Source organism: Atopobacter sp. AH10, assembly GCF_003664595.1.
Classification (GTDB): domain Bacteria; phylum Bacillota; class Bacilli; order Lactobacillales; family Aerococcaceae; genus Atopobacter.
Window position 1 is genome coordinate 1 of the sequence record NZ_QXPZ01000006.1, and the last position, 21,277, is coordinate 21,277.

Annotated in this window: 23 protein-coding genes and 2 pseudogenes; 22 read left to right on the top strand and 3 right to left on the bottom strand. The window is 35.7% G+C overall.

The window, feature by feature from the left end:
• Positions 1–217 precede the first annotated feature (217 nt).
• The 13 genes and pseudogenes from D3H64_RS01800 (at position 218) to D3H64_RS01860 (ending at position 12,062) form a co-directional block, all read left to right on the top strand.
• On the top strand, positions 218–1,303 hold the full coding sequence (locus D3H64_RS01800; protein WP_158589195.1) for a lanthionine synthetase LanC family protein: 1,086 nt from the start codon (positions 218–220) through the stop codon (positions 1,301–1,303).
• 23 nt (positions 1,304–1,326) lie between these two features.
• Positions 1,327–3,399: a cysteine peptidase family C39 domain-containing protein gene (locus tag D3H64_RS01805; RefSeq protein ID WP_121564274.1), complete on the top strand. Its 2,073-nt coding sequence runs from the start codon at positions 1,327–1,329 to the stop codon at positions 3,397–3,399.
• Positions 3,400–3,463: 64 nt separating this feature from the next.
• Positions 3,464–4,174: pseudogene (locus D3H64_RS01810) on the top strand (ABC transporter ATP-binding protein); the annotation flags it as partial.
• A gap of 840 nt (positions 4,175–5,014) precedes the next feature.
• On the top strand, positions 5,015–5,677 hold the full coding sequence (locus D3H64_RS01815; RefSeq protein WP_121564276.1) for an ABC transporter ATP-binding protein: 663 nt from the start codon (positions 5,015–5,017) through the stop codon (positions 5,675–5,677).
• Positions 5,674–6,393 carry a hypothetical protein gene (locus D3H64_RS01820; protein WP_121564278.1) on the top strand — a complete coding sequence of 240 codons (720 nt, stop codon included), beginning with the start codon at positions 5,674–5,676 and terminating at the stop codon, positions 6,391–6,393. Before D3H64_RS01815 ends, D3H64_RS01820 begins: the two co-directional genes overlap by 4 nt.
• Positions 6,390–7,037, top strand: a complete 648-nt coding sequence (locus D3H64_RS01825) for a hypothetical protein (protein ID WP_121564280.1) — start codon at positions 6,390–6,392, stop codon at positions 7,035–7,037. The genes D3H64_RS01820 and D3H64_RS01825 overlap by 4 nt, the downstream gene beginning before the upstream one ends.
• Positions 7,038–7,041: 4 nt before the next feature.
• A complete protein-coding gene (locus D3H64_RS01830; protein ID WP_121564282.1) occupies positions 7,042–8,196 on the top strand; it encodes a hypothetical protein in 1,155 nt (384 codons plus the stop codon).
• On the top strand, positions 8,177–8,773 hold the full coding sequence (locus tag D3H64_RS01835; protein WP_121564284.1) for a response regulator: 597 nt from the start codon (positions 8,177–8,179) through the stop codon (positions 8,771–8,773). Before D3H64_RS01830 ends, D3H64_RS01835 begins: the two co-directional genes overlap by 20 nt.
• A gap of 110 nt (positions 8,774–8,883) precedes the next feature.
• On the top strand, positions 8,884–9,012 hold the full coding sequence (locus D3H64_RS10475) for a hypothetical protein (protein WP_255420992.1): 129 nt from the start codon (positions 8,884–8,886) through the stop codon (positions 9,010–9,012).
• Positions 9,013–9,701: 689 nt separating this feature from the next.
• The gene (locus D3H64_RS01845) at positions 9,702–9,890 is read left to right on the top strand and encodes a hypothetical protein (RefSeq protein ID WP_147429884.1); all 189 of its coding nucleotides are present in this window, start codon (positions 9,702–9,704) and stop codon (positions 9,888–9,890) included.
• Positions 9,891–10,208: 318 nt separating this feature from the next.
• Positions 10,209–10,583 carry a GntR family transcriptional regulator gene (locus D3H64_RS01850; protein WP_121564288.1) on the top strand — a complete coding sequence of 125 codons (375 nt, stop codon included), beginning with the start codon at positions 10,209–10,211 and terminating at the stop codon, positions 10,581–10,583.
• Positions 10,584–10,586: 3 nt separating this feature from the next.
• Complete coding sequence (locus tag D3H64_RS01855; RefSeq protein WP_121564290.1) at positions 10,587–11,447, top strand: ABC transporter ATP-binding protein; 861 nt, start codon at positions 10,587–10,589, stop codon at positions 11,445–11,447.
• The gene (locus D3H64_RS01860; RefSeq protein ID WP_121564292.1) at positions 11,448–12,062 is read left to right on the top strand and encodes an ABC-2 transporter permease; all 615 of its coding nucleotides are present in this window, start codon (positions 11,448–11,450) and stop codon (positions 12,060–12,062) included.
• 83 nt (positions 12,063–12,145) lie between these two features.
• Here the strand turns inward: D3H64_RS01860 and D3H64_RS01865 are convergent, their stop codons facing one another.
• On the bottom strand, positions 12,146–12,559 hold the full coding sequence (locus D3H64_RS01865; protein WP_121564294.1) for a hypothetical protein: 414 nt from the start codon (positions 12,557–12,559) through the stop codon (positions 12,146–12,148).
• Between the two features lie 376 nt (positions 12,560–12,935).
• On the opposite strand from D3H64_RS01865, the gene D3H64_RS01870 reads away from it, so the two are divergent.
• The 3 genes from D3H64_RS01870 (at position 12,936) to D3H64_RS10480 (ending at position 14,293) form a co-directional block, all read left to right on the top strand.
• A complete protein-coding gene (locus D3H64_RS01870; protein ID WP_121564296.1) occupies positions 12,936–13,367 on the top strand; it encodes a GNAT family N-acetyltransferase in 432 nt (143 codons plus the stop codon).
• Positions 13,368–13,590: 223 nt separating this feature from the next.
• The gene (locus D3H64_RS01875; RefSeq protein WP_121564298.1) at positions 13,591–14,067 is read left to right on the top strand and encodes a hypothetical protein; all 477 of its coding nucleotides are present in this window, start codon (positions 13,591–13,593) and stop codon (positions 14,065–14,067) included.
• Positions 14,068–14,167: 100 nt separating this feature from the next.
• The gene (locus D3H64_RS10480; protein WP_121564300.1) at positions 14,168–14,293 is read left to right on the top strand and encodes an addiction module toxin RelE; all 126 of its coding nucleotides are present in this window, start codon (positions 14,168–14,170) and stop codon (positions 14,291–14,293) included.
• An 80-nt stretch (positions 14,294–14,373) separates the two neighbouring features.
• Here D3H64_RS10480 and D3H64_RS01885 read toward each other — a convergent pair whose 3' ends face one another.
• Both D3H64_RS01885 and D3H64_RS01890 read right to left on the bottom strand, forming a co-directional pair.
• Positions 14,374–14,688 (bottom strand): type II toxin-antitoxin system RelE/ParE family toxin, encoded by a 315-nt coding sequence (locus D3H64_RS01885; protein ID WP_121564302.1) that lies wholly within the window; start codon positions 14,686–14,688, stop codon positions 14,374–14,376.
• Entirely contained in the window at positions 14,681–14,947 is a 267-nt protein-coding gene (locus D3H64_RS01890) for a type II toxin-antitoxin system prevent-host-death family antitoxin (RefSeq protein WP_121564304.1), read from the bottom strand. Before D3H64_RS01890 ends, D3H64_RS01885 begins: the two co-directional genes overlap by 8 nt.
• Before the next feature lie 309 nt (positions 14,948–15,256).
• Here D3H64_RS01890 and D3H64_RS01895 point away from each other — a divergent pair.
• The 6 genes and pseudogenes from D3H64_RS01895 to D3H64_RS01920 all read left to right on the top strand — a co-directional run bounded on the left by D3H64_RS01895 (position 15,257) and on the right by D3H64_RS01920 (position 21,218).
• Positions 15,257–15,771: pseudogene (locus D3H64_RS01895) on the top strand (DUF4357 domain-containing protein).
• Positions 15,772–15,870: 99 nt separating this feature from the next.
• Positions 15,871–17,610: an SWIM zinc finger domain-containing protein gene (locus D3H64_RS01900; RefSeq protein ID WP_158589196.1), complete on the top strand. Its 1,740-nt coding sequence runs from the start codon at positions 15,871–15,873 to the stop codon at positions 17,608–17,610.
• A gap of 634 nt (positions 17,611–18,244) precedes the next feature.
• Positions 18,245–18,904: an amino acid ABC transporter permease gene (locus tag D3H64_RS01905; protein ID WP_121564309.1), complete on the top strand. Its 660-nt coding sequence runs from the start codon at positions 18,245–18,247 to the stop codon at positions 18,902–18,904.
• Positions 18,885–19,559, top strand: a complete 675-nt coding sequence (locus D3H64_RS01910) for an amino acid ABC transporter permease (protein WP_121564311.1) — start codon at positions 18,885–18,887, stop codon at positions 19,557–19,559. The genes D3H64_RS01905 and D3H64_RS01910 overlap by 20 nt, the downstream gene beginning before the upstream one ends.
• A gap of 3 nt (positions 19,560–19,562) precedes the next feature.
• Entirely contained in the window at positions 19,563–20,318 is a 756-nt protein-coding gene (locus D3H64_RS01915; protein WP_121564313.1) for an amino acid ABC transporter ATP-binding protein, read from the top strand.
• A 36-nt stretch (positions 20,319–20,354) separates the two neighbouring features.
• A complete protein-coding gene (locus D3H64_RS01920) occupies positions 20,355–21,218 on the top strand; it encodes a transporter substrate-binding domain-containing protein (RefSeq protein WP_121564315.1) in 864 nt (287 codons plus the stop codon).
• Positions 21,219–21,277 lie beyond the last annotated feature (59 nt).

The following is a 21,277-nucleotide window of genomic DNA, read 5'->3' on the forward strand; positions in this document are numbered from 1 at the left end:
GAAATTTACATGGCGTCTTTTTTTTTCACAATTGAGTGGCTAAGTTCATTCTAAAATCCACCAGAAATTTTCTCTTTTTTCAAATTATTCAATAAACAAAGAAATAGTAGAGGAAGGATTAGATACAATTGTTAGATATATCCTCGATAAAGAAGTCGTTTCTGAGAGAGATGGAACAGTAAATTGGTTGAGTTTAACTGTAGGAGACTTTGATGACTTGGAATTAGAGCCTATGAATTATTCTATTTATAATGGAATATCAGGATTAGCATTGAGTCTTATAGAATGTTACGATCTTTTAAAAGATGAACATTTAAGAATTCAAGTAAAAGAAACGATTGTAAGAATATATAATACTCTCAAAATTTCTTATAATTCTTATGGAGAAAATTATTCCTTGTTTTTAGGGAAGTTAGGAATGCTTTTAACCATGCGAAGCATAGAAAACTTTTTAAATATAACTCATACATTAAAATTTACAAAAGAGGTCAAAGAAATATGTAATTTGCTATGTCAACATAATTGTACAGATTTATTAGATGGGATAGCTGGAGCAGTAGATTACATATTTTGTAATCCCGAATTAATTAAAGAAACGAAACCGGAATTACTTCAAATGAAGGATATTCTATTGAATACCGTTCGACACAATGATGAAGGAAGCACATTCTGGGATAAATCGGATAGACCAAATGTTAGTTTAGCTCATGGAAATCTAGGCATTGAAATAGCTCTTTTAGAATTATATGCCATATTTAGAGACTCTAGAATAAAGAAAGTATTTTCGAAAGCTATCGCTTTTGATATCTCGAGAAAGTTAAATCAAGGATGGCTGGATATTAGAAATAATTCACATAGTGCTAATTGGTGTCACGGCTCAACGGGTGTTTTGATTTCTAGATTGAAATTTTTACGTATACATCAACAAAGTAATTGTCTATCTGAAAGTGAATGTAATACTTTCATTGAAGATATCAAACATGCAGTTTATGATATAAAAAATATTGGTATCGATATGACTAATTTTACGTTGTGCCATGGAACAAGCGGAAATCTATTGGCACTTTCTTACTATATCAGAGAAGATGTTTCAATTGATTTGAATAATGATATAAATCAAGCGTTTTTGTTAAATAAGTTTTGTAAGTTAAATAGTTTTGGCTTGGAGTTGGGATGGATGTGTGGACATGGAACTAATTATGAATCGTTAGGGCTGTTTACAGGTATAGCTGGAATTATTATGGCTAATAGTAAGTATATAAAATCAGCTACGATATCAAATAGTAATTTGATTGGTATATAACATAATAAAGGAAAAGGGTAGCAATGAAAATTATTTTACAAAATAATGAAGAAGATTGCTTGTTGGCATGTTATGCAATGCTATTGAACGATCTGGGATACAAAGTCCCTTTGTATGAAATCTATGATAAAGATTCGTTACCTGCTGATGGATTAAATTTAGAATATTTATTATCGTTAAATAATAGGTTTCATACAACTATTAAAGCATACCGTGCTTCCTTTGAAGGGGTGTATAGATTTTATCAAGAAAATAAAAGAAGACTAATTCTACATTGGAATTATGATCACTTTGTTGTGCTTGAAAAAATTAACCTTAATCAAGTTACAATAGTTGATCCTGCTATTGGGCGTCTGAGATATAGCAATGAAGAGTTTTTAAAACATTATTCGGGAACGATGGTTGATGTAAATAAAGCTAAAGATTTTCAAATAATCAAATATAAATCAATTTTTTGGAAGTATTTCAAAAAAACTTTAAGATTGAAGTCGATTAGCTTATTTCTTATGTCATTACTCTTAATCCAAGTCAGTATATTATTGTTTTCGGTAGTTCTACGACAGATTTTAACGAAGAGTCACGAAGTTGTCTCAAACATACTAGTATTAAGTACAGTCGTCATTTTTCAACTATTAGGTTACTATATAAAAAATGGGGCGCTAGATAAGTATAATTGTGATTTCGATAAATATTATAGCAACATGATGTTTCAAAATTTATTGGAGAAGCCGTTGCTTTATTTTAGAAATCAGCTAAGCGGAGGGGTGTCCGAAAAAGTTAATATCAAGTCAACGCTTAGGGATAATGTAACTTTGAAAATTATCCCATCGTGTATAAGTTTGATTTCTGTGGTTATTATTTTCCTATATTTAATGATGATTTCAGTACGGCTGACTTTTGTTTTGATTACAATGATAGTTGTCTATGGTATAGTATCTGTCATGGTTTATCAGAGACAAAATGAGTATAATCAAACATATTTACAATATTTAATTGATTTTAATTCGGAACTGCAGATAGATTTAGACGATATTGATTATATTAAAATTATGAGGAAGGAGAAAAAGACCCTTGAGTCTTGGAAGCATCATAATAAACAACTTACCTCCAAGTATGCTCAAATTCTTAAATTAGAAAATTTTTCTCTGTCTATTGGAATTATTTTTAAGTATATTAGTTTGTCTATGATAATCATTATCGCAACATACTATAAGGACTATATACAAATTTCTCTTGCTGATTTGTTGGTGTATCAAACAAGTATCTCTTTATTGATATCATCAATTGAACAAGTTAAAAGTGCAGTTTTTGAAATTAATCGATTAGATGTCTATGCAGATAGACAAGGAGATTTATTAAAAAAGACTGATCCTATTGTTACCCCAAGTAAGAAAAGTGATGAGTATTTAATAAGAGCAAAGCACTTAAATTTTTCATATGGTACACGATTAATATATAATAATCTGAATTTGACAATAAATAAAGGGGAAAAATTGGCTATTCTAGGTAAGTCAGGTAGTGGTAAGTCTACACTTCTTTTACTACTTGCCGGTGTGTTGAGATACGAAGGAGAATTAAATTATGGAGTAGAAAAAATTGAAGATTCTTTGAGTGTGGTTCTTCAGAATATGACTCTTAGAAAAGGTAGTGTTTTAGAAAATTTGGAGTGGAAGTCTGAAGATGCAGAATTGCTCACGCAAGTATTGGACGATACAACTGCTTCTGAAGTTATTGAACAGCTACCAAATAAAATTTATTCAAAATTACTGAAACAAGGAAAAAATCTCTCAGGAGGACAAATTCAAAAGATACTTATAGCTAAATCCCTTTTGAAAAAAGATGCAATTATTTTATGGGATGAAGCATTTAGTAATTTAGATGAACAAAGTAAAAATAAGATTTACCAAAATGTCCTACAAAATGATAAGTATTATGATAAGACAATGTTAATAGTGAGTCATCATCTTGATATCGTTAATTATGTCAACGGAGTAATTTTTATAGATAGTGAAACTGGAGAAGTTATAAAAGATAAGCATGAACACCTTATGAAAACAAATATTAATTATCGAAATTTCATCAAATCAAAGGTATAAACTTTTAATTTGATGAAATAAATGGAATTTTCTCTGGAGAGAGTGTAGTGGAGGAACTATATACATGGAAAACATAATTGAATTACATAACCTAACAAAGGTTTATAACGACGTAACAACAGTAAAATTAGAAAAAATTACAGTTAAAAGTGGTGAAATATATGGCTTTCTAGGGCCAAATGGAGCAGGAAAAACTACGATAATGAAAATGATTTTATCATTGATTGAACCAACTACGGGAAAAATCCTAGTAAATGGGAGAGATGTAAAGAAAAATAAAGATTACCTTAGTCAAGTTGGTTCAATGATTGAAGAACCATCTTATTATCCCAATTTAACTGGTTACGAAAATCTATTAGTATTTCAAAAAATGATTGGTTTTAGTGAAGGTAATATTTGGCCAACTTTAGAATTAGTAGGACTAACTGAAGAAAAAAATAGAAAGAAATTGGTTAGGGATTATTCTTTGGGGATGAAACAAAGACTTGCATTAGCGTTTGCGTTAGTTAAAGAACCAAAAATTTTACTTTTAGATGAACCAACAAATGGTCTCGATCCATCCGGCATTCATGAAATTCGTGAATTAATTGTTAGATTGGCAAAAGTAAAAGGGCTAACAGTATTTATTTCCAGTCACATCCTAACAGAAATAGAACATATAGCTGATAGGGTAGGAATTATAAACAAAGGCCATCTTGTTTATGAGGGAAAAATAGAGAGTATAAAATCTAGTAATTGGATAGAAATAGGTGGAAATTTCTATCAAAATAATATTGGCGGATTTTAGAAAGAACTTAGCCGCTCAATTGTGAAAAAAAGACGCCATGTAAATTTAATGTTAACATTGTAGCTGTACGACAAACAATGAAAGGATGAATTTACATGACGCAAACCGATAGTAGCACATCTCTATCGAATAGGAAATATTTAACCTATTAGGATCTGTGTAAAATAGAAGCTTATCGTGAAGAAAAATTATCCTTTTCCCTAGTAGTTTAACAAATAATATTAGAACTTCTATCAGCTAAAGCTTCAACAGATGGCAAAATACTCCTAGACAAAGTAACAGCTAACAATGATAGAGATGCTTCGGTTGCTTAAAGCTGAAATGCAGTCTATCGAAACAATGCCTCAGCTTGTGAAATGGATTGATGAAGAGAAATTCAAATTATCGCAGTAATTTATGCGAAGCGTGATCAAATAGCAGCGCTTAAAGGCCTTTAAATGCTGACCAAAGAATTACAAGCGTTGATCAGTAACTCAGATGAGTAGTAATAAGTCATCCTTCCTGAACTCCCAAGCTATGTAGAGATTGTTACTCTCAAAGTGAAATCGCTCCCCCTAAAGTTAGACCAATTAATCTAACTTTAGGGGGATTTGTAAAGTAGTTTATAGTTTTTCAATGCAGTCTTGAGATAAATCCTAAGACAGAGCAAATTGTATCAGTAGAAAAACAAGAGAGACATCGAACGGCACATCAAAATGGGGAGTGCATGGTTCTGTGTCTCTCTTTTTCTCCGGCCGACTATGTTTGCAGAAATTACTCATGCCAATTATTCGTTCCTCCTTTATGATAAATCTAGAATAAGAAAACAAAATTAAAGGAGGAAGCATCATGAATGTCATCACTGTTAAGGATCTATCTAAGAATTTCAATAACAAGGCTCTCTTCAACAACTTTTCACTTTCAATTGAACAAAATACCGTCCATGCTATTGTAGGACCAAATGGGTCTGGGAAGACCTCACTGCTACGTATTTTGACAGGTCTCTATCAGCCAGACCAAGGAGAAGTTCAAGTGAAAACTGACCACGCCATGCTATTAGAAAATGACTACCTCTATGAGGATAAGAGTGGACTGGAAAACCTAAAGTTGTTTGGTCTTTATTTTGGTTACCAACCCCATGGTTACGAAGATTGTGCAGAACTTTTAGAGATTAAAAATGATTTAGACCGTAAGGTCTCGACTTACTCTAAGGGTATGAAGCGGAAACTCTCCTTATTAATCATTGTGATGATGCAAAGAGGAATCATTTTTCTCGATGAAGTAACGTCTGGCGTGGATCCGATTTCTAGACGACAAATTCGCCAATTAATTGCCTTACTCAAAAGAAATGGGAAAACAATTGTCATCACATCTCATGACCTGGATGAAATTGAAAAGGTCGCCGATGTCGTCACAATGATAAAGCAAGGACAGATTCTTTTTACCAAGCGGATGGAAGAGATTAACGGTGAGAGCCTAGAAGATTTATTTATTGAGGAGGGATTAAAATGAGCCGTAAAGAAGGACTCTATAAAGCAAGTCAATATTATATACTCCATAGTCGGGATTATCGTGGAAATACGATATTAGCACTCATTTTCTGTATTTTGTTCAATGGAGTTATCTATGCCTTTGATGTATTTCCAGGAGATCAACGAAATGACATCCTAGTTTTATTGCAATGGATGCTGATGTTGGGAATTAGCCTGCTCTTTGGGAATTCGATGATTGTCGACTTAACGGTGAAGGATAAGTTGAGTCTGCGCTTGGAGTTTATCCTAGCATCAGGCCTACAAGTCAAAGATTTGGTTTTAGCCTACAGTTGGCAGATGTGTTATTTTTCAATGATTATCCCTTTTTTGCTTTTAATGACTATAGGTTTCTTATCTATATATGAGTTCAGCTTTCTTTATACATTTGGACTTTTCTTATCAACATTTGCCTTGGTTTATGTGGTGATATTATACTTTAATCTATTGGCTCTGGAACAAAAAAACTTAAAATTTTTCAAGTACCTACTGTTTGCGTCGTTGAATCTTTTGATCTTTTTACTCGGATCATATTCCAAAGCGTTTTTAATCTTCTTGAATGCCCATCGGATCGCCTTACCGATAATGATTCTTGCTGTTAACGGATGTCTAGTCTTGGTTTTTGCAGTGTTAGCTTATCTTAAGTTCAGCAAATTGACCAATGAATCCGTCATTAGACAGGAGGGGACTTGGTCATGAAGCTCATCCAGAGCCAAATCAATTCCTTGCTGGATCGGAATGCTTTTGTCTTAGCCGGTTTCGCCTTCTTAGGTGTATGGCTGTCAAGCAGTATTCAGGCTCCACCTCATGATCCGATGGCAATGTTAATGAAGATCGAAGGTCTTATTCTTTTATTCATGGTCATCGTGACAGAACTATCTAAGTCATTAATTATACGAGACAAGCAAAGTAAACGAACGGAATTTATGCTAGCCAATGGCGTGGACCAACAGACGTTAGTTAAACAATATGTCTCAACTCTATTTCTGACCAGCTTCTTATTACTTATTCCTGCTTTAGGCGTTTATGTTTTTAGTGCGTTAATTCAAAATAATCTAACAATGATATTGTGGTTTGGAGCTTCATTTCTGATACTAGCGCCATTGGCTTGTCTTTGGGTCACTTATTATATTCTGTACACCGAAGACCTTAATCGATTGAATGGGATTCAGATGAAGGCAATTGCCTTTATCCTATTTTTGATGATCGTATCATTTATTATCTATCACTCTATTCCTATGATAGAATTATATTTAGGAATTAAGGTGATTATGATGGGCATAGCCACTCTAATACTAAATCATCTGACAACAACTGAACGAATTGTAAGGAGCTACTATTAAGCCTATGTATAAAAAATTATCTGCCATTAGCTTAATTCATACCTCGATCATCATTTATTGGGCCTTTCTCTATCGGCAAGCTCTCTTGTTCTCTGAAGGTGTGGGATTGAATCTATTATCCATGCTTATATTTGGCACGCTTTATATTTATTTCTACGGCTGCTTATCGGGTCGACAGGCTTTTAGTCATAAGGATCTGTTCTGTTTAATAGGATCTTTCTTACCTTTGGCTGTCCTGCTTAGACAAGATGTACCTTATCCGACCATTTGGCTTGTTACGAGTCTGGGGGTAACTGTAAGTCAATATCTAAGAAGAGAAAGACTTCGAACCTTCAGCCTCTTGCCTCTATCTAAAAAGGCCACCCAGATCTTTACCTCCCTCTTTGTTTTGTTTTTGATGCTGATTATTTATTTATTGAATTTAGAAGTGGCTTTGGTTCAACTTTTTATCCATTTAATTTTTTGGGTGTGTGAGCAGTGGCTCATCTTCTATCTCAAGGAGAAGGAAAATACCTATGAAAAGCTCTATCAAATTTACTACTTGTCAGACTATTTGGCTCAAGATCGCAATGAATTTGCACGCCTCATCCATGATGAAGTGATTCAAGATATTTATGCGGCGAAGAATTTGTTGGCGATAAAGTCACCAGATATTACCTATACCAAAGAGGTGTTAACCCAATTAGAAGCAAAAGCGCGTGATATCATGAATTTCTACCAAAACCATCTCTTCGAAAACATGAAGTTAGAAGATAACTTGCTGACGATCTTTCAATCAATTCGAGTTCTTTACCCTCAGAAAAAATTAGATATTCAATATCAAATTGAAGACACGCTCTCACAATCAATGGATCAAGCAACCGTTCGATTAGTGTGTATTTTGACTAAAGAATTAATTAATAATATCTATAAGCATTCTCAAGGAACTTATTTGTCCTACCAAATTCAACAAGTGGGACAGGATATATTGATTGAATTGGAAAGTGATGGAGCAGATGATCAAGATATTGAAGAAATTCAAGCATCGAAGCGTGGTGTCCTGTTGATGAAAATGCTTGTGAACACACAAAGTGGCGAGCTTAACTACCAATTGAATGCCGATGTTTTAACCACAAAGATTCTACTGAAAGGAGGTCCTCATGAAGCTATTAATTCTTGATGATCACCAATTATTTGGTCAGAGCTTAAAGCGATTGTTAGAAGACCAGACAGAGATCGATCAATGCGATTATGTCAGTGACCCTGAACAGTTCTATAAATTCCTAGCTAGCAAAGAATACGATCTCCTCTTGATAGATATTAATCTTAAGGCCGATCTAACTGGTTTTGATGTGGTCCGTCAACTCAGGGAGAATCAGTGTGAATTACCCGCTGTCATCTTAACAGCTTATGATTTAGCGAATTATCGAACCACCGCCTATGAACTAGGCGTTAAGGATTTTATCAATAAGTCCGTTGAAATTGATGAATTAGTCATGCGTCTTAAAGCAGCCAAAGATGGAATGAATGCACCTCAACCAGAGAAAATTCTTGATCCACTAACTCCTCGGGAGATTGAATTATTACAAAAGCTCGTCCAGGGTCAAAGCAAGAAAGATCTAGCCAAGGAATTGTATATTAGCGAACGAACTTTATATAATCATTTAACTAATATTTATAGTAAGTTGGATGCCAGCAATTTAATTGAAGCCTATAATAAGGCGATGGAACTGGGCTACATTAATCCAGTGATGTAATTTCTCAAAGGAGGGATTAATTATGAAAAATACAGGCAAATGTCCAAAATGTGGGGGATCTGATCTATGTACCCGGAACATCCAGAGCTTGGGGCGCCGGGAATAATATTATGACAGGCGCAACAATCTTCTCGGCTGTGAATGTGAGTCGTTACGTTTGTGCAACATGCGGGTATATTGAAGAATGGGTGTATTTGGAAGATATTGCTAAGATTAAGAAGGCGTACGAGCTTCCATAAATAACATAAATAATAGGAAGGTTCTGAATAAGATGATTCGACAAATAATTGATGTCATTCTTTTAATTGTTTTAGTCTATTTTTTGCTTCCTATATCCTATTTCTCATAAGATCTGTGCTTTACGGAAAGGATAAAGTATATGGAACCAAGAATCCGACATTGAGAGATAAGATAAGAGGGATATTTTTCTTGTAGAAAGAATGATGAAATAGAAAATAGAGATGCCCTTGGTGTTTTCATGATTTGTATCTTAGGAGCACTTGCCATATTGTGTGTTCCATATTTATTTAATTTTGATTTTTTAATGAAAGTTTCAAGTTATTGGTAGGAAGACGCTTATAATGTCAACAAAAGAGTGCAATCAACCTATCTATTTCAATCCATAGCCTAACATCGACACATGTGGAGTGCGTCGTATTGCTTGAGTCTGTTCGAACGTAGTGAGTTACAGACTCAGCTCCGTAGCGTGAGCGTAGGTGATTTTATAGGAGAGTTCGAACGCAGTGAGCTACTCTCCTAAATGCGTTAGCTGAAAAAGTTAAGTGATAAATCGCATAAGGACGGGGTTCATAGGCATGTACTGAATTTCTAGGGACCTCGTTTTTGGCTTGGAAAGTAGAAATTTTGATCTAGGAGATGATTTACTGAGGGAAAATAGTGGTTGGAATGTGGGAACAGGTCGATTGGTGTGATACGGTGGAAAAATAGTAAGCGAAAGCGATTAGCAGACATCAAAACCTTCCTCAAGGGGCGGCATATTAAGCTAGAGGAGTATGATGAGAGCTTAGTCAACCGGTTGGTGGATGAGGTGAGAGTTAAAGAAGATAGCTTTGAGGTGAAACTGAAAACAAGCCGAATAATAGTTGTTGAAAAATAAGAGAGACCTCGAACGATGCATCAGAATGGGGATTGCATGGTTCTGTGTCTCTCTTTTTATGATGTGCAGAAATAGTCTCTTTTGAATTTATTTGGTGTAAATTTACCGCTGGTTTTTTCTTATATGATAAATTGAACAAAAAAATAAATCATTTATGCAATTCGAGGACAAATGGGTATTAATCCTTTAGTAAGCTTTCTTTCAGGCCGAAGTTGCTCTATGATTCCATTATTTATTAATAAAAATCTTGACACAGAAAACCCAAATCCGTATACTGTGTATATAGTATATACACAAAGTGTGAAGGAAAGAAGTTAAATGATTAATATTAATCTTTCGAAATTTTCTAAAGTCCCATTGTACGAACAGATAATAAAAGAAATGAAGCGTAACATTATATCTGGTGAATTAAAGGAAAAGGAACGTTTGCCATCTATTAGACAGTTGGCTAAAGATTTAGAAGTCAGTGTTATTACTGTTAAAAAAGCATACGAAAATTTAGAACAAGAAAAATTTCTGATGTCCATCCCAAGTCAAGGAACGTATGTAGCCGATTTGGATATTGATTTGATTGAAAGAAAAATTCTAGCAGAAATAGATGCGGGTATCGAACAAGTTATTATAAAAGCAAAAAGTATAGGCCTAAGTTCTGAAGAAATAGTTCAACGGTTCAGTGAAAAAGTGGAGGAATAAAAAATGCAATATGCGATAAAAATGAAAGATGTTACCAAAACACTTGGTGACTTTAAAATTGATTTAAAGAATTTACGGATACCAAAAGGCTATATTACGGGATTTATAGGACCCAATGGAGCTGGGAAATCAACAACCATTAAATTGATAATGGATTTGATTAAGGCGGATACAGGACAAATAGATCTTTTAGGCTATGATCATGAAAATGAAGGAAAAGCCGCACGTGAGCGAATAGGTTTTGTTTATGCTGAAAATATTTATTATGAAAATTTGAATGTTTGTTCTATTGGTAACTTAGTTAACGGTTTTTATCCTAAATGGGATAAAGATAAATTCGACTCTCTCTGTCGTGATTTTAAGCTGCCTTTGCAGAAAAAAGTAAAAGATTTATCTACAGGTATGAAGGTTAAACTTTCATTAGCCGTTGCTTTAAGCCATAATGCGGATCTGATCATCTTGGATGAGCCAACATCTGGATTAGATCCAGTCGTAAGGTTGGAGATTCTAGACTTACTGTATGATATTATCCAAGATCAAGAAAAGACGATATTATTCTCCACCCATATCCTAGCCGATTTGGAAAAAATTGCGGATTATATTATCTTTATTAATGATGGAAGATTATTAATTCAGGATTCTAAAAATTATTTGCTTGAAAATTACAATCTCATCAAGGGTCCACTTCAATTGCTGGATTCAGAGATGCGAGACTTATTAATAGGTTATACAGAGAGAGAATCTGGCTTTGCTGGTTTGTGCGAAGATGCAAAAAGTTTTCAAGAAATTTATGGTGATAAGGTTCTAATTGAACCAGCGTCATTGGAAGATATTATGATTTATCACTTGAAGGGAGATAATTAAATGCGAGCATTACTAGTTAAAGATTGGATAGTAAGTCGAAAACTATTAATTTTATCATTGATTATTCTTATCTTAGTCTCCTTTGTAGTGAGTAATGATCAATTACCTTTAATTTTAGGCTTACTGCTGTCCATGTTTAATATGCGAAATATCGATGGTCTGGAAGACAAAAATGAATATCACGCCCTCATTCAAAGTATGCCAGTGAGCCGCTTTGAAGTAGTAGTAAGTAAAACTATTTTTCATTTCTTACAAGTTGGTGTTAACTTATCGATTATAATATTGTTAAACAGCATACTTCCAAGTTTAAAAGGCAATAGTATAAAAGAAGTTTTCTTAACTGTAGTCATGGCTATCCTGTTAATTTTAGGTTATCAATTGTTGTACATTATTTTTGGCCCTGTATTCATGAGTTATGTTACTATCATAATTTTTCTAGTATTAATAACGTTTGGGTGGACATTAGCAAATAGCCCATTTATTCAAGGAGCATTAAGGTGGCTATCATCAATAAAACCAGCCACTCTAATCCTATCTTCTGCTTTAATAGTTCTAGTGGTATCTGCTTTATTATTGTTCTTGACTGTGAAAGTTTATGAGAGGAAAGATCTGTAATATATTTAATTGGAATCATATGTATTCTTCAGAGTGGTTTGGAGTGACTAGATAAAGTCCATATAAAGGAAAGTTCACCAAAGTCAACTTGCCTCGCCTGTTGGATGATCTAAAGGCAAGTAGACGACTGTCTCCTGTTTGACCTCTTCTCTTAATTCAGCCACTAAAGAGCGAATGATCCTAGGTGAAGCCTTTAAGAGCAAATCGCCTTGTTCGTGGAGTTCAAGGAGTCGGTCATAGACTCTTTGAGCGGTATGTCTTTGCTTCCTGGGGGCTTTAAAATCGTCTAGGAGCCATTGCTTAACAAGTGCTCGATAGGGATCTGTTTTGCGACTTCGCTTCTGTTTAATTGGGACATCAGGGCTAAAATCTTCCTGATTGACATATTTACTAATTGTGTCGCGATCGAAACCAGTCTCCCTAGCAATGCTTCTGATACTTTTCCCTTCCATGTCGTGCTTCAATCGTATATCATAAATTTGGTTCACTGTTAACACCTCTAATTCCATCCTTTCAGTGGTCGTATACTAAAAGGATATCGTATTATGGGCGGCAGTGGACTCTTTTGTTGGTCGAGTGGCTGGATTTTTAATTGCCACTTGGCTGATTTTTAGTTTACCAAATACAGATAAACCGCATGAGGACAGGGTTATCGCTGTTAGATGAATGTCTGGCGACCTCCTGTTTTGAATTTAGAAAATGGTGGTTAAGAGAAGATTTCTGGTGGCAAAATAAAAGTTCGGATGAGGGACAGGTCGGTGGCTGCGAAACAGTGGTCAAATGAGAATGGACAAGCTGCAACAGTTTAATCGAATTAAACTTTAATTTAAGGGCAGTTTACTTTACCGTTTTGCGATAGAGAGGGAATTTTTAATGATTGACTTGCGTGCGATTACAGAAGAAAATTTTAGCGAGTGTATTGCATTGACACCACCGTGTATTAATGAAGATCATGTAGACAGTGTGTTATATTCATTGGCTGAGGCTTGGTTATATTATGAATATATTGAACCTTATGCGGTATATTCTGATAATAATTTAATTGGATTCGTTTCTTTGTACACGGGAGAAAGAAATTACCAGATTATCAATTTTTATATTGATGAAAAGCATCGTTGCAAAGGAATCGGCAGCAAAGTAGTAACTATGTGTCTCAAGTATCTAAAATATAAATATGGAGCGGATCGAGTGTCTGCTCCAGTTGCACTCAGTAATAATGGTGCAAGAAGTTTTTGGAGAAAAATGGGTTTTGTTGATTCTTCCAATATTGAGGATGGCTATATTTATGTGCGGCGCATCTACTGATTTAGATACTCTATAGTAGGGAAGTTATCTGAATAATAATTATAATGTCAGTAAAAGAGCACAAGTACCCTATCTATTTCAATCTATAGCTCAAAGACGACACATGTTGAATCAATCGTTTTGATGATAAGGAGCGATGCTACCATGCCATCAATTACGAAAGATTAATTCACTTATTAGTCAAGTGGCATGAATATAGTGATAATTAATGGAGTGAAGATAGATGTCTGCTATTTTATTTATGAACTTTATTTTTCTATTTGTAATTGGATTCAATCTCTATAGAAGAAAAAAGAACTTAATCCAAGCCGAAATGCCTAAAACAGCATGGTATGGAGGAGCCTTATTATTCTTGCTAGGGCTGATGACTTGGTTCTGTAAGGATCAGTCAGTTCTGGGCTTAGTCACAGTCTTTCTTGCGGTAGGGACTTTTCTGTCTACTTTTTTAGCAATGGGTATTAATCACAAGGGAGTGAATTGCTTTATGGGAACCAATTGGTTCATTCAATTCATCCCCTATCAGAAAGTCAAGGGTATGAAGTTAATCTATACAGAAGGTCAGATCCAACTTCAGGTGGAAGCTTATGGGGATTTTGTCACACTATCCTTTGATACGAGTAAGAAAGAGCTTTTTAATAATCTACTCTTAAATAATTGCAAGGAATCTAAGTTATCACGCACTTATCTAAATGTTAGATAGGATCTATCTTCATTGGGTGATATTGCAATAACGGTCCATTCTAGCACCGTGGCTTTTCTGTTGATGAAGTTGATGTAACGATTGCAGAGGAATACGGTATATGATCGATTGTTATCAGCTTAGGTATTCAGTAGATGCATTTGGCGATTTAGGCGAAATCTATTCATATACCGCAAATGAACTTTTTGTTTCTGAAGTAGCTGCCGACCATTTTGGCAGTCTATGAGAGCAGTTATGAATGCCTTTCGTAAGTCATTACAATTTTTGCCCATGTAAAAAGCACCCTCTAAATGAGGATGCCTGTCTTTATAATAAAGATTCCCATTTTCTAGAAGCGTGTAAAATACGATGGATAAAAACCTTAGTCTCTAATTCAGAGATCGTGTAAAAAATTAAATATTTTTTATAGCGTGTCAGACTGTAACCCTTACTGGCAAAGTAATCATCATGGATCAATTGAAATTTTTGAGGTATATAACATAAAGTACCCATCTCATGTTCAAATACTTCTAAAAAGCTGAGAGCAGTCGTAGGGGAGAGCAAATCTTGATTAAGGTAACGATTAATTGCCTCTAAGTCTTTTTGAGCGGATTGAGTCGCTTCAATTGTATAGTTAACCATGACGGAGTTCCTGCTTGAGATTATTTATTACTTCTTGAAGTGGTTTCGTACGATTTTCTTTCAGATCTTCTTCGCTTTCTTTGAGAAGGCTGTATAGTTCCTGTTTACCTACCAATTGTTCATAAGACTCAATACTCATGACAGCTAAGTCACCCCGTCCATTTTTGGTGATGAAAACAGGATCATTTGTCTCATTACAAAAGTTTGAGATAGCGGTGTAGTTGTTCCTTAAATCGGTACTGGATTGAATACGTGGCATAATATCACCCCTTCTAAATATATAGTGCCTTTAGTTCTTTAGGAAATCAATGAGGGATCTTATCACGTATGTGCCAACTTTTAAATGTTTTATAAGCAAGTCTACCGGTAGTACAATATACTATAAGGGGGAGGGTTAAGAGAGCTTTCTCAATCAGACTTAGTGATCAAGAAAAAAGCATCGTTGAAAGTTACGCAGAAATTAAGGTGTTGAAGAGTTTTAGGAGAGACAAACGAGTTAATAGGCTGTTTTTTGTAGGAGCGTTTTCTAGAATAATGATGAAATGACAGAAACTAGCGAGGAATGAACATGAATAAGGGTAAAAACTTTAATCTTTTTCTTATGGATGGAGAAGTTACCGGTCGGATAAAATGCACTCTGGCTAACTGGACGGGTATTGCTTACAAAATCCCTCGTGCGTATTTGGATAGGTGTAAAGGAAGAACTGACTTAAAGCAAAGTGGTGTTTATTTTTTGTTCGGTAAAAATGATAAAGATGAAGATGCAGTTTACATCGGGCAAGCTGGTATTCGAATAAGCTGATTGAAGCAAGGTGTAAAAGGACAAGCGAGGGTTTTGTCGTTTTAGCTGGTAGTCAAATAGAAGAAACTGATGCTGAATCTATACCAGAAGTCATAAAGAAACTTCGAGAAAAATGTTATAAAAACGAGGAGATTGTCAATGGGCAATTGGCAAAAAATTATCTTTTCCAAAGTCCATCGTATGCGGCGTCTTTTGTTCTTGGAATGACTACAAATGGTAGAACTAGCTGGAAAACTAAAGTGGGGATTACGCTCAAAGATCTAGAGGAAGAAGATCATTAAGCATGATGTGTAGGGTTCGATGATCTTGTCTCATCATTCTTTCATCAGTAAGGTCAGTCAGTTAGGGGAATGTCAAAGAAATATAAAGGGGCTTTGTTTATGTGGGAAGATCAATTTAGGGAAGTGATCCTAGACCGGGGCTATGACTATTATCTGTTGGGAAGAGTCAAAACGGTTAAACGATCTGGAGACCATCTGGAAGGACGAGTGGAAGGGGCAGAAAACTTTTATCAGGTAGACCTATTGATGGATGAAGATGAGATAGAGGAGGCAGCGTGTGACTGTCCTTATGCTCTGAAAGGTAACTTTTGTAAACATATGGCAGCCATTCTTTTCTTTGACGATGAAGAAAAATCCATTTGTGATGATGAAGAGTATGAAGTTAATGGGGAAGAAAAATCCATGTCAGATGATGAAGAGTATGAAGCTGACGATGAAGAAGAGGCTATTTTGAAAGAGGAGGATGACTTAAAAGACGGACGAGCCGATAGGGATATAGAGACCATTTTAGCGGAAACTGCCCCAGAGAAATTACGTCAGTTTGTAAAAGAATTACTCCGAGATGATCCCTTAATTCAGAGACGTTTTTTAAAGGAAATGGCGACTAGTAAACTCGCTCACCCTTTGTCCTACTATAAAATAGCTATCCGAAATATTCGCTATGAGCACGAGCTAAATGGCTTTATCGATTATCGTGAGGGAATGCCTTTTGTTCATGATATGGGGGATTTTATGCAACGAGAAGTGGCTATCCTGATTGACCAAAGGGAGTATCGTTTATTGATTGATATTTTGCTGTATGTGATACAAATGCTTGAGACGGTGCATATGGACGGCTCACTGGGAGAATACCAAGATATAGTTTTGCAAGTGGAGGAGCTTTGGGGTGAAATGTTCGAACAGCTACCTTCACCAGATAGAGAGTATGCTTTTCTGGCTTTGCTTAAACTAGATAAGAAAAGAGAGGGTGTGGGTGTTCGAGAGGATTTTATTGACCAACGATTGAGTGAATTTGACACAAAGGAATATGGACAAGCTATTTATGATTTCTATCAAAAACGTTTGGAGCAAAGTTTAGCCAAAGAGGGTGGATATTCCTATCGTGTGGGACGTTACGCATCTTATATCTTCCAAGAATTAACGAGGATGGGTAAGGAGGAAAAAGCTTTAGATTTCGCGGAGAATTATTTGGAATCTAGAGATCTAATTTTCTTGCTGGTGGATTATTTGCTAGAACAAAAAAGAGCTGATGAAGCGATCGAATGGTTAGATAAAGCGGCTAAAGAGACGGCTGATAGAGTGAATAAGATCAGCTTTATGGATAGAAAATTAGCTATTTATTCGGCTAAGGGTGATTCTGAAAAGTATTATGAGATTTTGCTAAAGAAGGCTCGTCAATTTAAACAGGTGTCTTTCGATGAAATGCATTGGTTAAAACAATATGTGACGACAAAGCAGTGGGAGGCATTGCGAATAGAATTATTACCATTGCTTCGTGGAAGAACTGGCTATGCTAGCTTTTTGGCGGAAGAAGGGATGTATGACGAACTGCTGACTTTATCGATCACGGAAGTTAAAGCAACAAAAGCTTGGCCAATCTTGGTGACTAAATATCCAATTCAAGTCCTGCTAGCTATTAAAAAGTATGTGTTGACAGAGATGGTTGAGGCTAATGAAAGGCGTAGATATCGAGAACTAGCTAAGGATTTAGCGAGCATGAAGGAAGTCCCAGAAGGGCAAGTTCATGCTGAACAAATGGTCGAAGAATTGTGCGAAATCTATCCAAGACGTAAAGCAATGATAGAGGAATTGCGACGATGGGTCTTAGAAAAAGGGTAAAGAGAGAGCCTCTAATGGAGCTGGAAAGAAAAATAGTTTTTGGGGAATTGCAGTAAGGGGATGCTTTTATAATAAAGATTCCCATTTTTTTGAAGGATGATAGCTATATTGACTTATTAAAAGCTTGAATAAAAATAATAGGATTTATTTATTAACTCTAAGTGTATCTCGTATAAATATCTGATGCATTAGTAAAAGAAAACAGCGGTAAAAGACTGATGTTGAGCTATATTTATGGGGCTGACACATATTAAATCTACAAAAAATATTTCTGGATTTTAGTAAATCCATTGACAAAAATAGGAAAGATTGATAATATCATTTCAACAAGTTTTACAAGACTTTGAAAGGAGGCGAATAGCGATGATTAACAATTTAGTTAAAAAATCTTGTATGTGTCAACGAATGCAGAGCTCCCGGACATCTCATATGGCTGGGCTTGAGTCGTGCACACAAGATGGCATGGCTGTTCGCCTCAACACCATGCAAGACGAATTCATTTAGAATACGCAATGGTATAGTCATTTGTCCGGGAGCTTTCATAAAAAAGCTTCCGTTTTTTTATTTTAAAAATGGGAGCATGGCAGGATTTTACCTGCAAGTTATGCCTAATGTTAGAAGGAGGAAGGAATGAATGGACTGGACCTTTATAAAGAATTACCTACCCTTATATGAAAGAGCCACTGTTCTGACCTTACAAATTGGTCTCTTAGGAGTGCTAGGAGCGATTGTGTTGGGCTTAGTTTGTACAGTGATTCAACATCATCGATTATTCGGATGGAAATGGATAGTGGGTAGTTACATTGAAGTCAGTCGGAATACTCCTCTTTTGATTCAACTGTTCTTCATGTATTATGGCTTACCTAAATTAGGCCTCCAACTTAATGCTTATACTTGTGGGGCGTTAGGTCTTACATTCTTAGGAGGATCCTATATGGCGGAAGCCTTTCGCAGCGGGATAGAAAGTGTTGGCCAAAAGCAAGAAGAAAGTGCCCTAAGTTTAGGCCTGAGTAAGGGGCAATGTTTCCTATATGTGATTTTACCCCAAGCTATCCGCGTGAGTTTTCCAGCGATTATGGCGAATGTTATTTTTCTTCTTAAAGAAACGAGTGTATTTTCTGCCATTTCTTTAATGGATCTCACCTTTACTGCGAAAGATTTAATAGGCTTATATAGTAAAACTATTGAAAGTTTAGCCTTGCTCGTCTTTTTTTACTTGCTTATTCTCCTACCGGTATCCTTACTGGGAGCACTTATTGAAAGGAGGTTAAGCTATGGACAGTTTAGGGCTTAATGTATTGTTTAAAGGTGATAATTTCTACCGCTTACTTCTTGGTTTGGTCGAAGCCTTAAAGATTGCAGCAATTTCTGTCTTACTGAGTATTTTATTTGGGATTATTTTAGGGCATTTCATGAATAAAAGGCATAAAATAATCTATGCTATTTTACGGATTTATTTGGAAGTTGTTCGCATTATGCCACAGTTGGTTTTGCTTTTCATTGTGTTTTTCGGAAGTACACGGGCTTTTTCTTTAGATATTTCAGCCGAGTTCGCATCAATTTTGGTATTTACCTTTTGGGGGACGGCAGAGATGAGTGACCTGGTTCGATCAGCCATTCAATCTATACCTGTCCAACAATATGAAAGTGCGGAAGTGTTGGGCTTAAGTCCCTTGCAAAGTTACCGTTATGTGATCTTACCTCAAGCGATTAGACGCTTGCTGCCCTTGACCATTAATTTAGTCATGAGAATGATTAAAACGACCAGTTTAGTCTTAATGATCGGGGTGATTGAGCTACTGAAAGTTGGCCAGCAAATTATAGAGGCGAATCGGATGTCTAGCCCGAATGCGGTATTTGGGGTTTATCTGACGATTTTTATTCTCTACTTTTTAGCTTGTTGGCCGATTAGTCTAATGGCCAGATGGTTTGAGAAAAAATGGAGGTGAAGCATGACGGAAATTGCATTATCAATTGAACACTTGCATAAAAGCTATGGCGACAGCACGATCCTAAATGATTTGAATTTGCAAGTAAAAGAAGGGGAAGTTGTCGTCGTTGTTGGCCCCAGTGGTTGTGGGAAAAGTACGCTCTTGCGCTGTATTAATGGCTTAGAACCGATTCAATCTGGAGAAATTCAAGTCAATGGGCAAACGATTCAACAAAGTGGTAAAGATTTACTATTGTTACGACAAAAAATCGGTATGGTGTTTCAACATTACGCTTTGTTCCCTCACTTGACGGTTTTAGAAAATATTTTATTAGCGCCACTAAAGGTGCAAAAAAGGTCTCGTCCTGAAGTAGAAAAAGAAGCCCGAGCTCTATTGGAACGTGTGGGCTTATTGGATAAGGCTGATCGTTATCCTCACCAGTTGTCTGGAGGTCAAAAACAAAGGGTAGCCATTGTACGTGCTTTATGTATGCAACCTGAGATTTTACTATTTGATGAAGTAACAGCGGCATTGGACCCAGAAATGGTTCGAGAAGTTTTAGAAGTTCTCATTGATTTAGCTGACCAAGGCAAAACGATGATTGTTGTCACCCACGAAATGGCATTTGCCAGAGCTGTGGCCGACCGGGTCATTTTTATAGAAGCAGGTGTCATTCGGGAAGAAAATACACCAGAAGCTTTCTTTGAGTCTCCGAAAACGGAACGAGCTAAGCAATTTTTACAATCATTTACCTATCATCGTCATCGTAAAAAATAATGGATGTTAAAAATAAAATATGTAAGGAGTAGACTTATGAAAACTATTAAACGTATTATCAAATTAACCCTTTCCTTTTTAGTATTCGGTGTGTTAACAAGTATTTTAGGCGGGCAAAGCGTGGTTTCTCCTGTAGAAGCTGCAGGGGCTAAAAGTGATATTCATCGGAATTTAGATCAAATTAAGTCTTCTGGGACAATAAAAATTGGGGTATTTTCCGATAAAAGTCCATTTGGTTATGTTGATGAAAACAACAAATACCAAGGCTATGACATTTATTTAGGGAACCAATTGGCGAAAGATTTAGGAGTTAAAGTGAAATATATTTCTACTGAAGCAGCCAATCGGATCGAATATTTAAAAACAGGTAAAGTCGATGTGATTTTAGCTAATTTCACAGTTACGCCTGAACGTCAAAAAGAGGTAGACTTTGCTGAACCTTACATGAAAGTGGCATTAGGGGTTATTTCACCAAAGAAACGTGTGATCAAATCTCTCGACAAATGGGATCCTAAAGATCAATTAATTGTTATTTCTGGGACAACTGCTGAAAACTACTTGGTAAAGAACTATCCAAAAATTCCTCTTCAAAAATATGACTCATATGCTACAGCTAAGAGTGCATTGGAAAATGGTAATGGTGTTGCTTGGGCTAACGACAATACTGAAGTGATCGCTTTTGCTAGATTAAATAAAGACTTTAAAGTGGGTATCCCAAGCTTAGGTAGTGAAGATACTATCGCACCAGCAGTCGCTAAAGGGAATAAAACCGTTTTAGATTGGTTGAACAAAGACATCAAGAAATTAAGTGAAAAGAACTTCTTCCATGAAGCTTACGCAAAAACTCTTACAGATACTTATGGGAAAGAATTTGAAAAAGACCTTGTGATTCAAAAATAAAGATGAGGGAAAAGTGAATTCTCCTGCGTCGTAAGCCTTTATTAAAGGAAGAATGAAGC

Bases quoted from the DNA above. Each gene is read 5' to 3' on its own strand.
- D3H64_RS01860 (WP_121564292.1), top strand. From the start codon at position 11,448: ATGCGAGCATTACTAGTTAAAGATTGGATAGTAAGTCGAAAACTATTA.
- D3H64_RS01875 (WP_121564298.1), top strand. From the start codon at position 13,591: ATGTCTGCTATTTTATTTATGAACTTTATTTTTCTATTTGTAATTGGA.
- D3H64_RS01815 (WP_121564276.1), top strand. From the start codon at position 5,015: ATGAATGTCATCACTGTTAAGGATCTATCTAAGAATTTCAATAACAAG.
- D3H64_RS01835 (WP_121564284.1), top strand. From the start codon at position 8,177: ATGAAGCTATTAATTCTTGATGATCACCAATTATTTGGTCAGAGCTTA.
- D3H64_RS01890 (WP_121564304.1), bottom strand. From the start codon at position 14,947: ATGCCACGTATTCAATCCAGTACCGATTTAAGGAACAACTACACCGCT.
- D3H64_RS01830 (WP_121564282.1), top strand. From the start codon at position 7,042: ATGTATAAAAAATTATCTGCCATTAGCTTAATTCATACCTCGATCATC.
- D3H64_RS01900 (WP_158589196.1), top strand. From the start codon at position 15,871: ATGTGGGAAGATCAATTTAGGGAAGTGATCCTAGACCGGGGCTATGAC.
- D3H64_RS01870 (WP_121564296.1), top strand. From the start codon at position 12,936: ATGATTGACTTGCGTGCGATTACAGAAGAAAATTTTAGCGAGTGTATT.
- D3H64_RS01905 (WP_121564309.1), top strand. From the start codon at position 18,245: ATGGACTGGACCTTTATAAAGAATTACCTACCCTTATATGAAAGAGCC.
- D3H64_RS10480 (WP_121564300.1), top strand. From the start codon at position 14,168: ATGATCGATTGTTATCAGCTTAGGTATTCAGTAGATGCATTTGGCGAT.
- D3H64_RS10475 (WP_255420992.1), top strand. From the start codon at position 8,884: ATGACAGGCGCAACAATCTTCTCGGCTGTGAATGTGAGTCGTTACGTT.
- D3H64_RS01805 (WP_121564274.1), top strand. From the start codon at position 1,327: ATGAAAATTATTTTACAAAATAATGAAGAAGATTGCTTGTTGGCATGT.
- D3H64_RS01920 (WP_121564315.1), top strand. From the start codon at position 20,355: ATGAAAACTATTAAACGTATTATCAAATTAACCCTTTCCTTTTTAGTA.
- D3H64_RS01850 (WP_121564288.1), top strand. From the start codon at position 10,209: ATGATTAATATTAATCTTTCGAAATTTTCTAAAGTCCCATTGTACGAA.
- D3H64_RS01915 (WP_121564313.1), top strand. From the start codon at position 19,563: ATGACGGAAATTGCATTATCAATTGAACACTTGCATAAAAGCTATGGC.
- D3H64_RS01825 (WP_121564280.1), top strand. From the start codon at position 6,390: ATGAAGCTCATCCAGAGCCAAATCAATTCCTTGCTGGATCGGAATGCT.
- D3H64_RS01855 (WP_121564290.1), top strand. From the start codon at position 10,587: ATGCAATATGCGATAAAAATGAAAGATGTTACCAAAACACTTGGTGAC.
- D3H64_RS01885 (WP_121564302.1), bottom strand. From the start codon at position 14,688: ATGGTTAACTATACAATTGAAGCGACTCAATCCGCTCAAAAAGACTTA.
- D3H64_RS01910 (WP_121564311.1), top strand. From the start codon at position 18,885: ATGGACAGTTTAGGGCTTAATGTATTGTTTAAAGGTGATAATTTCTAC.
- D3H64_RS01820 (WP_121564278.1), top strand. From the start codon at position 5,674: ATGAGCCGTAAAGAAGGACTCTATAAAGCAAGTCAATATTATATACTC.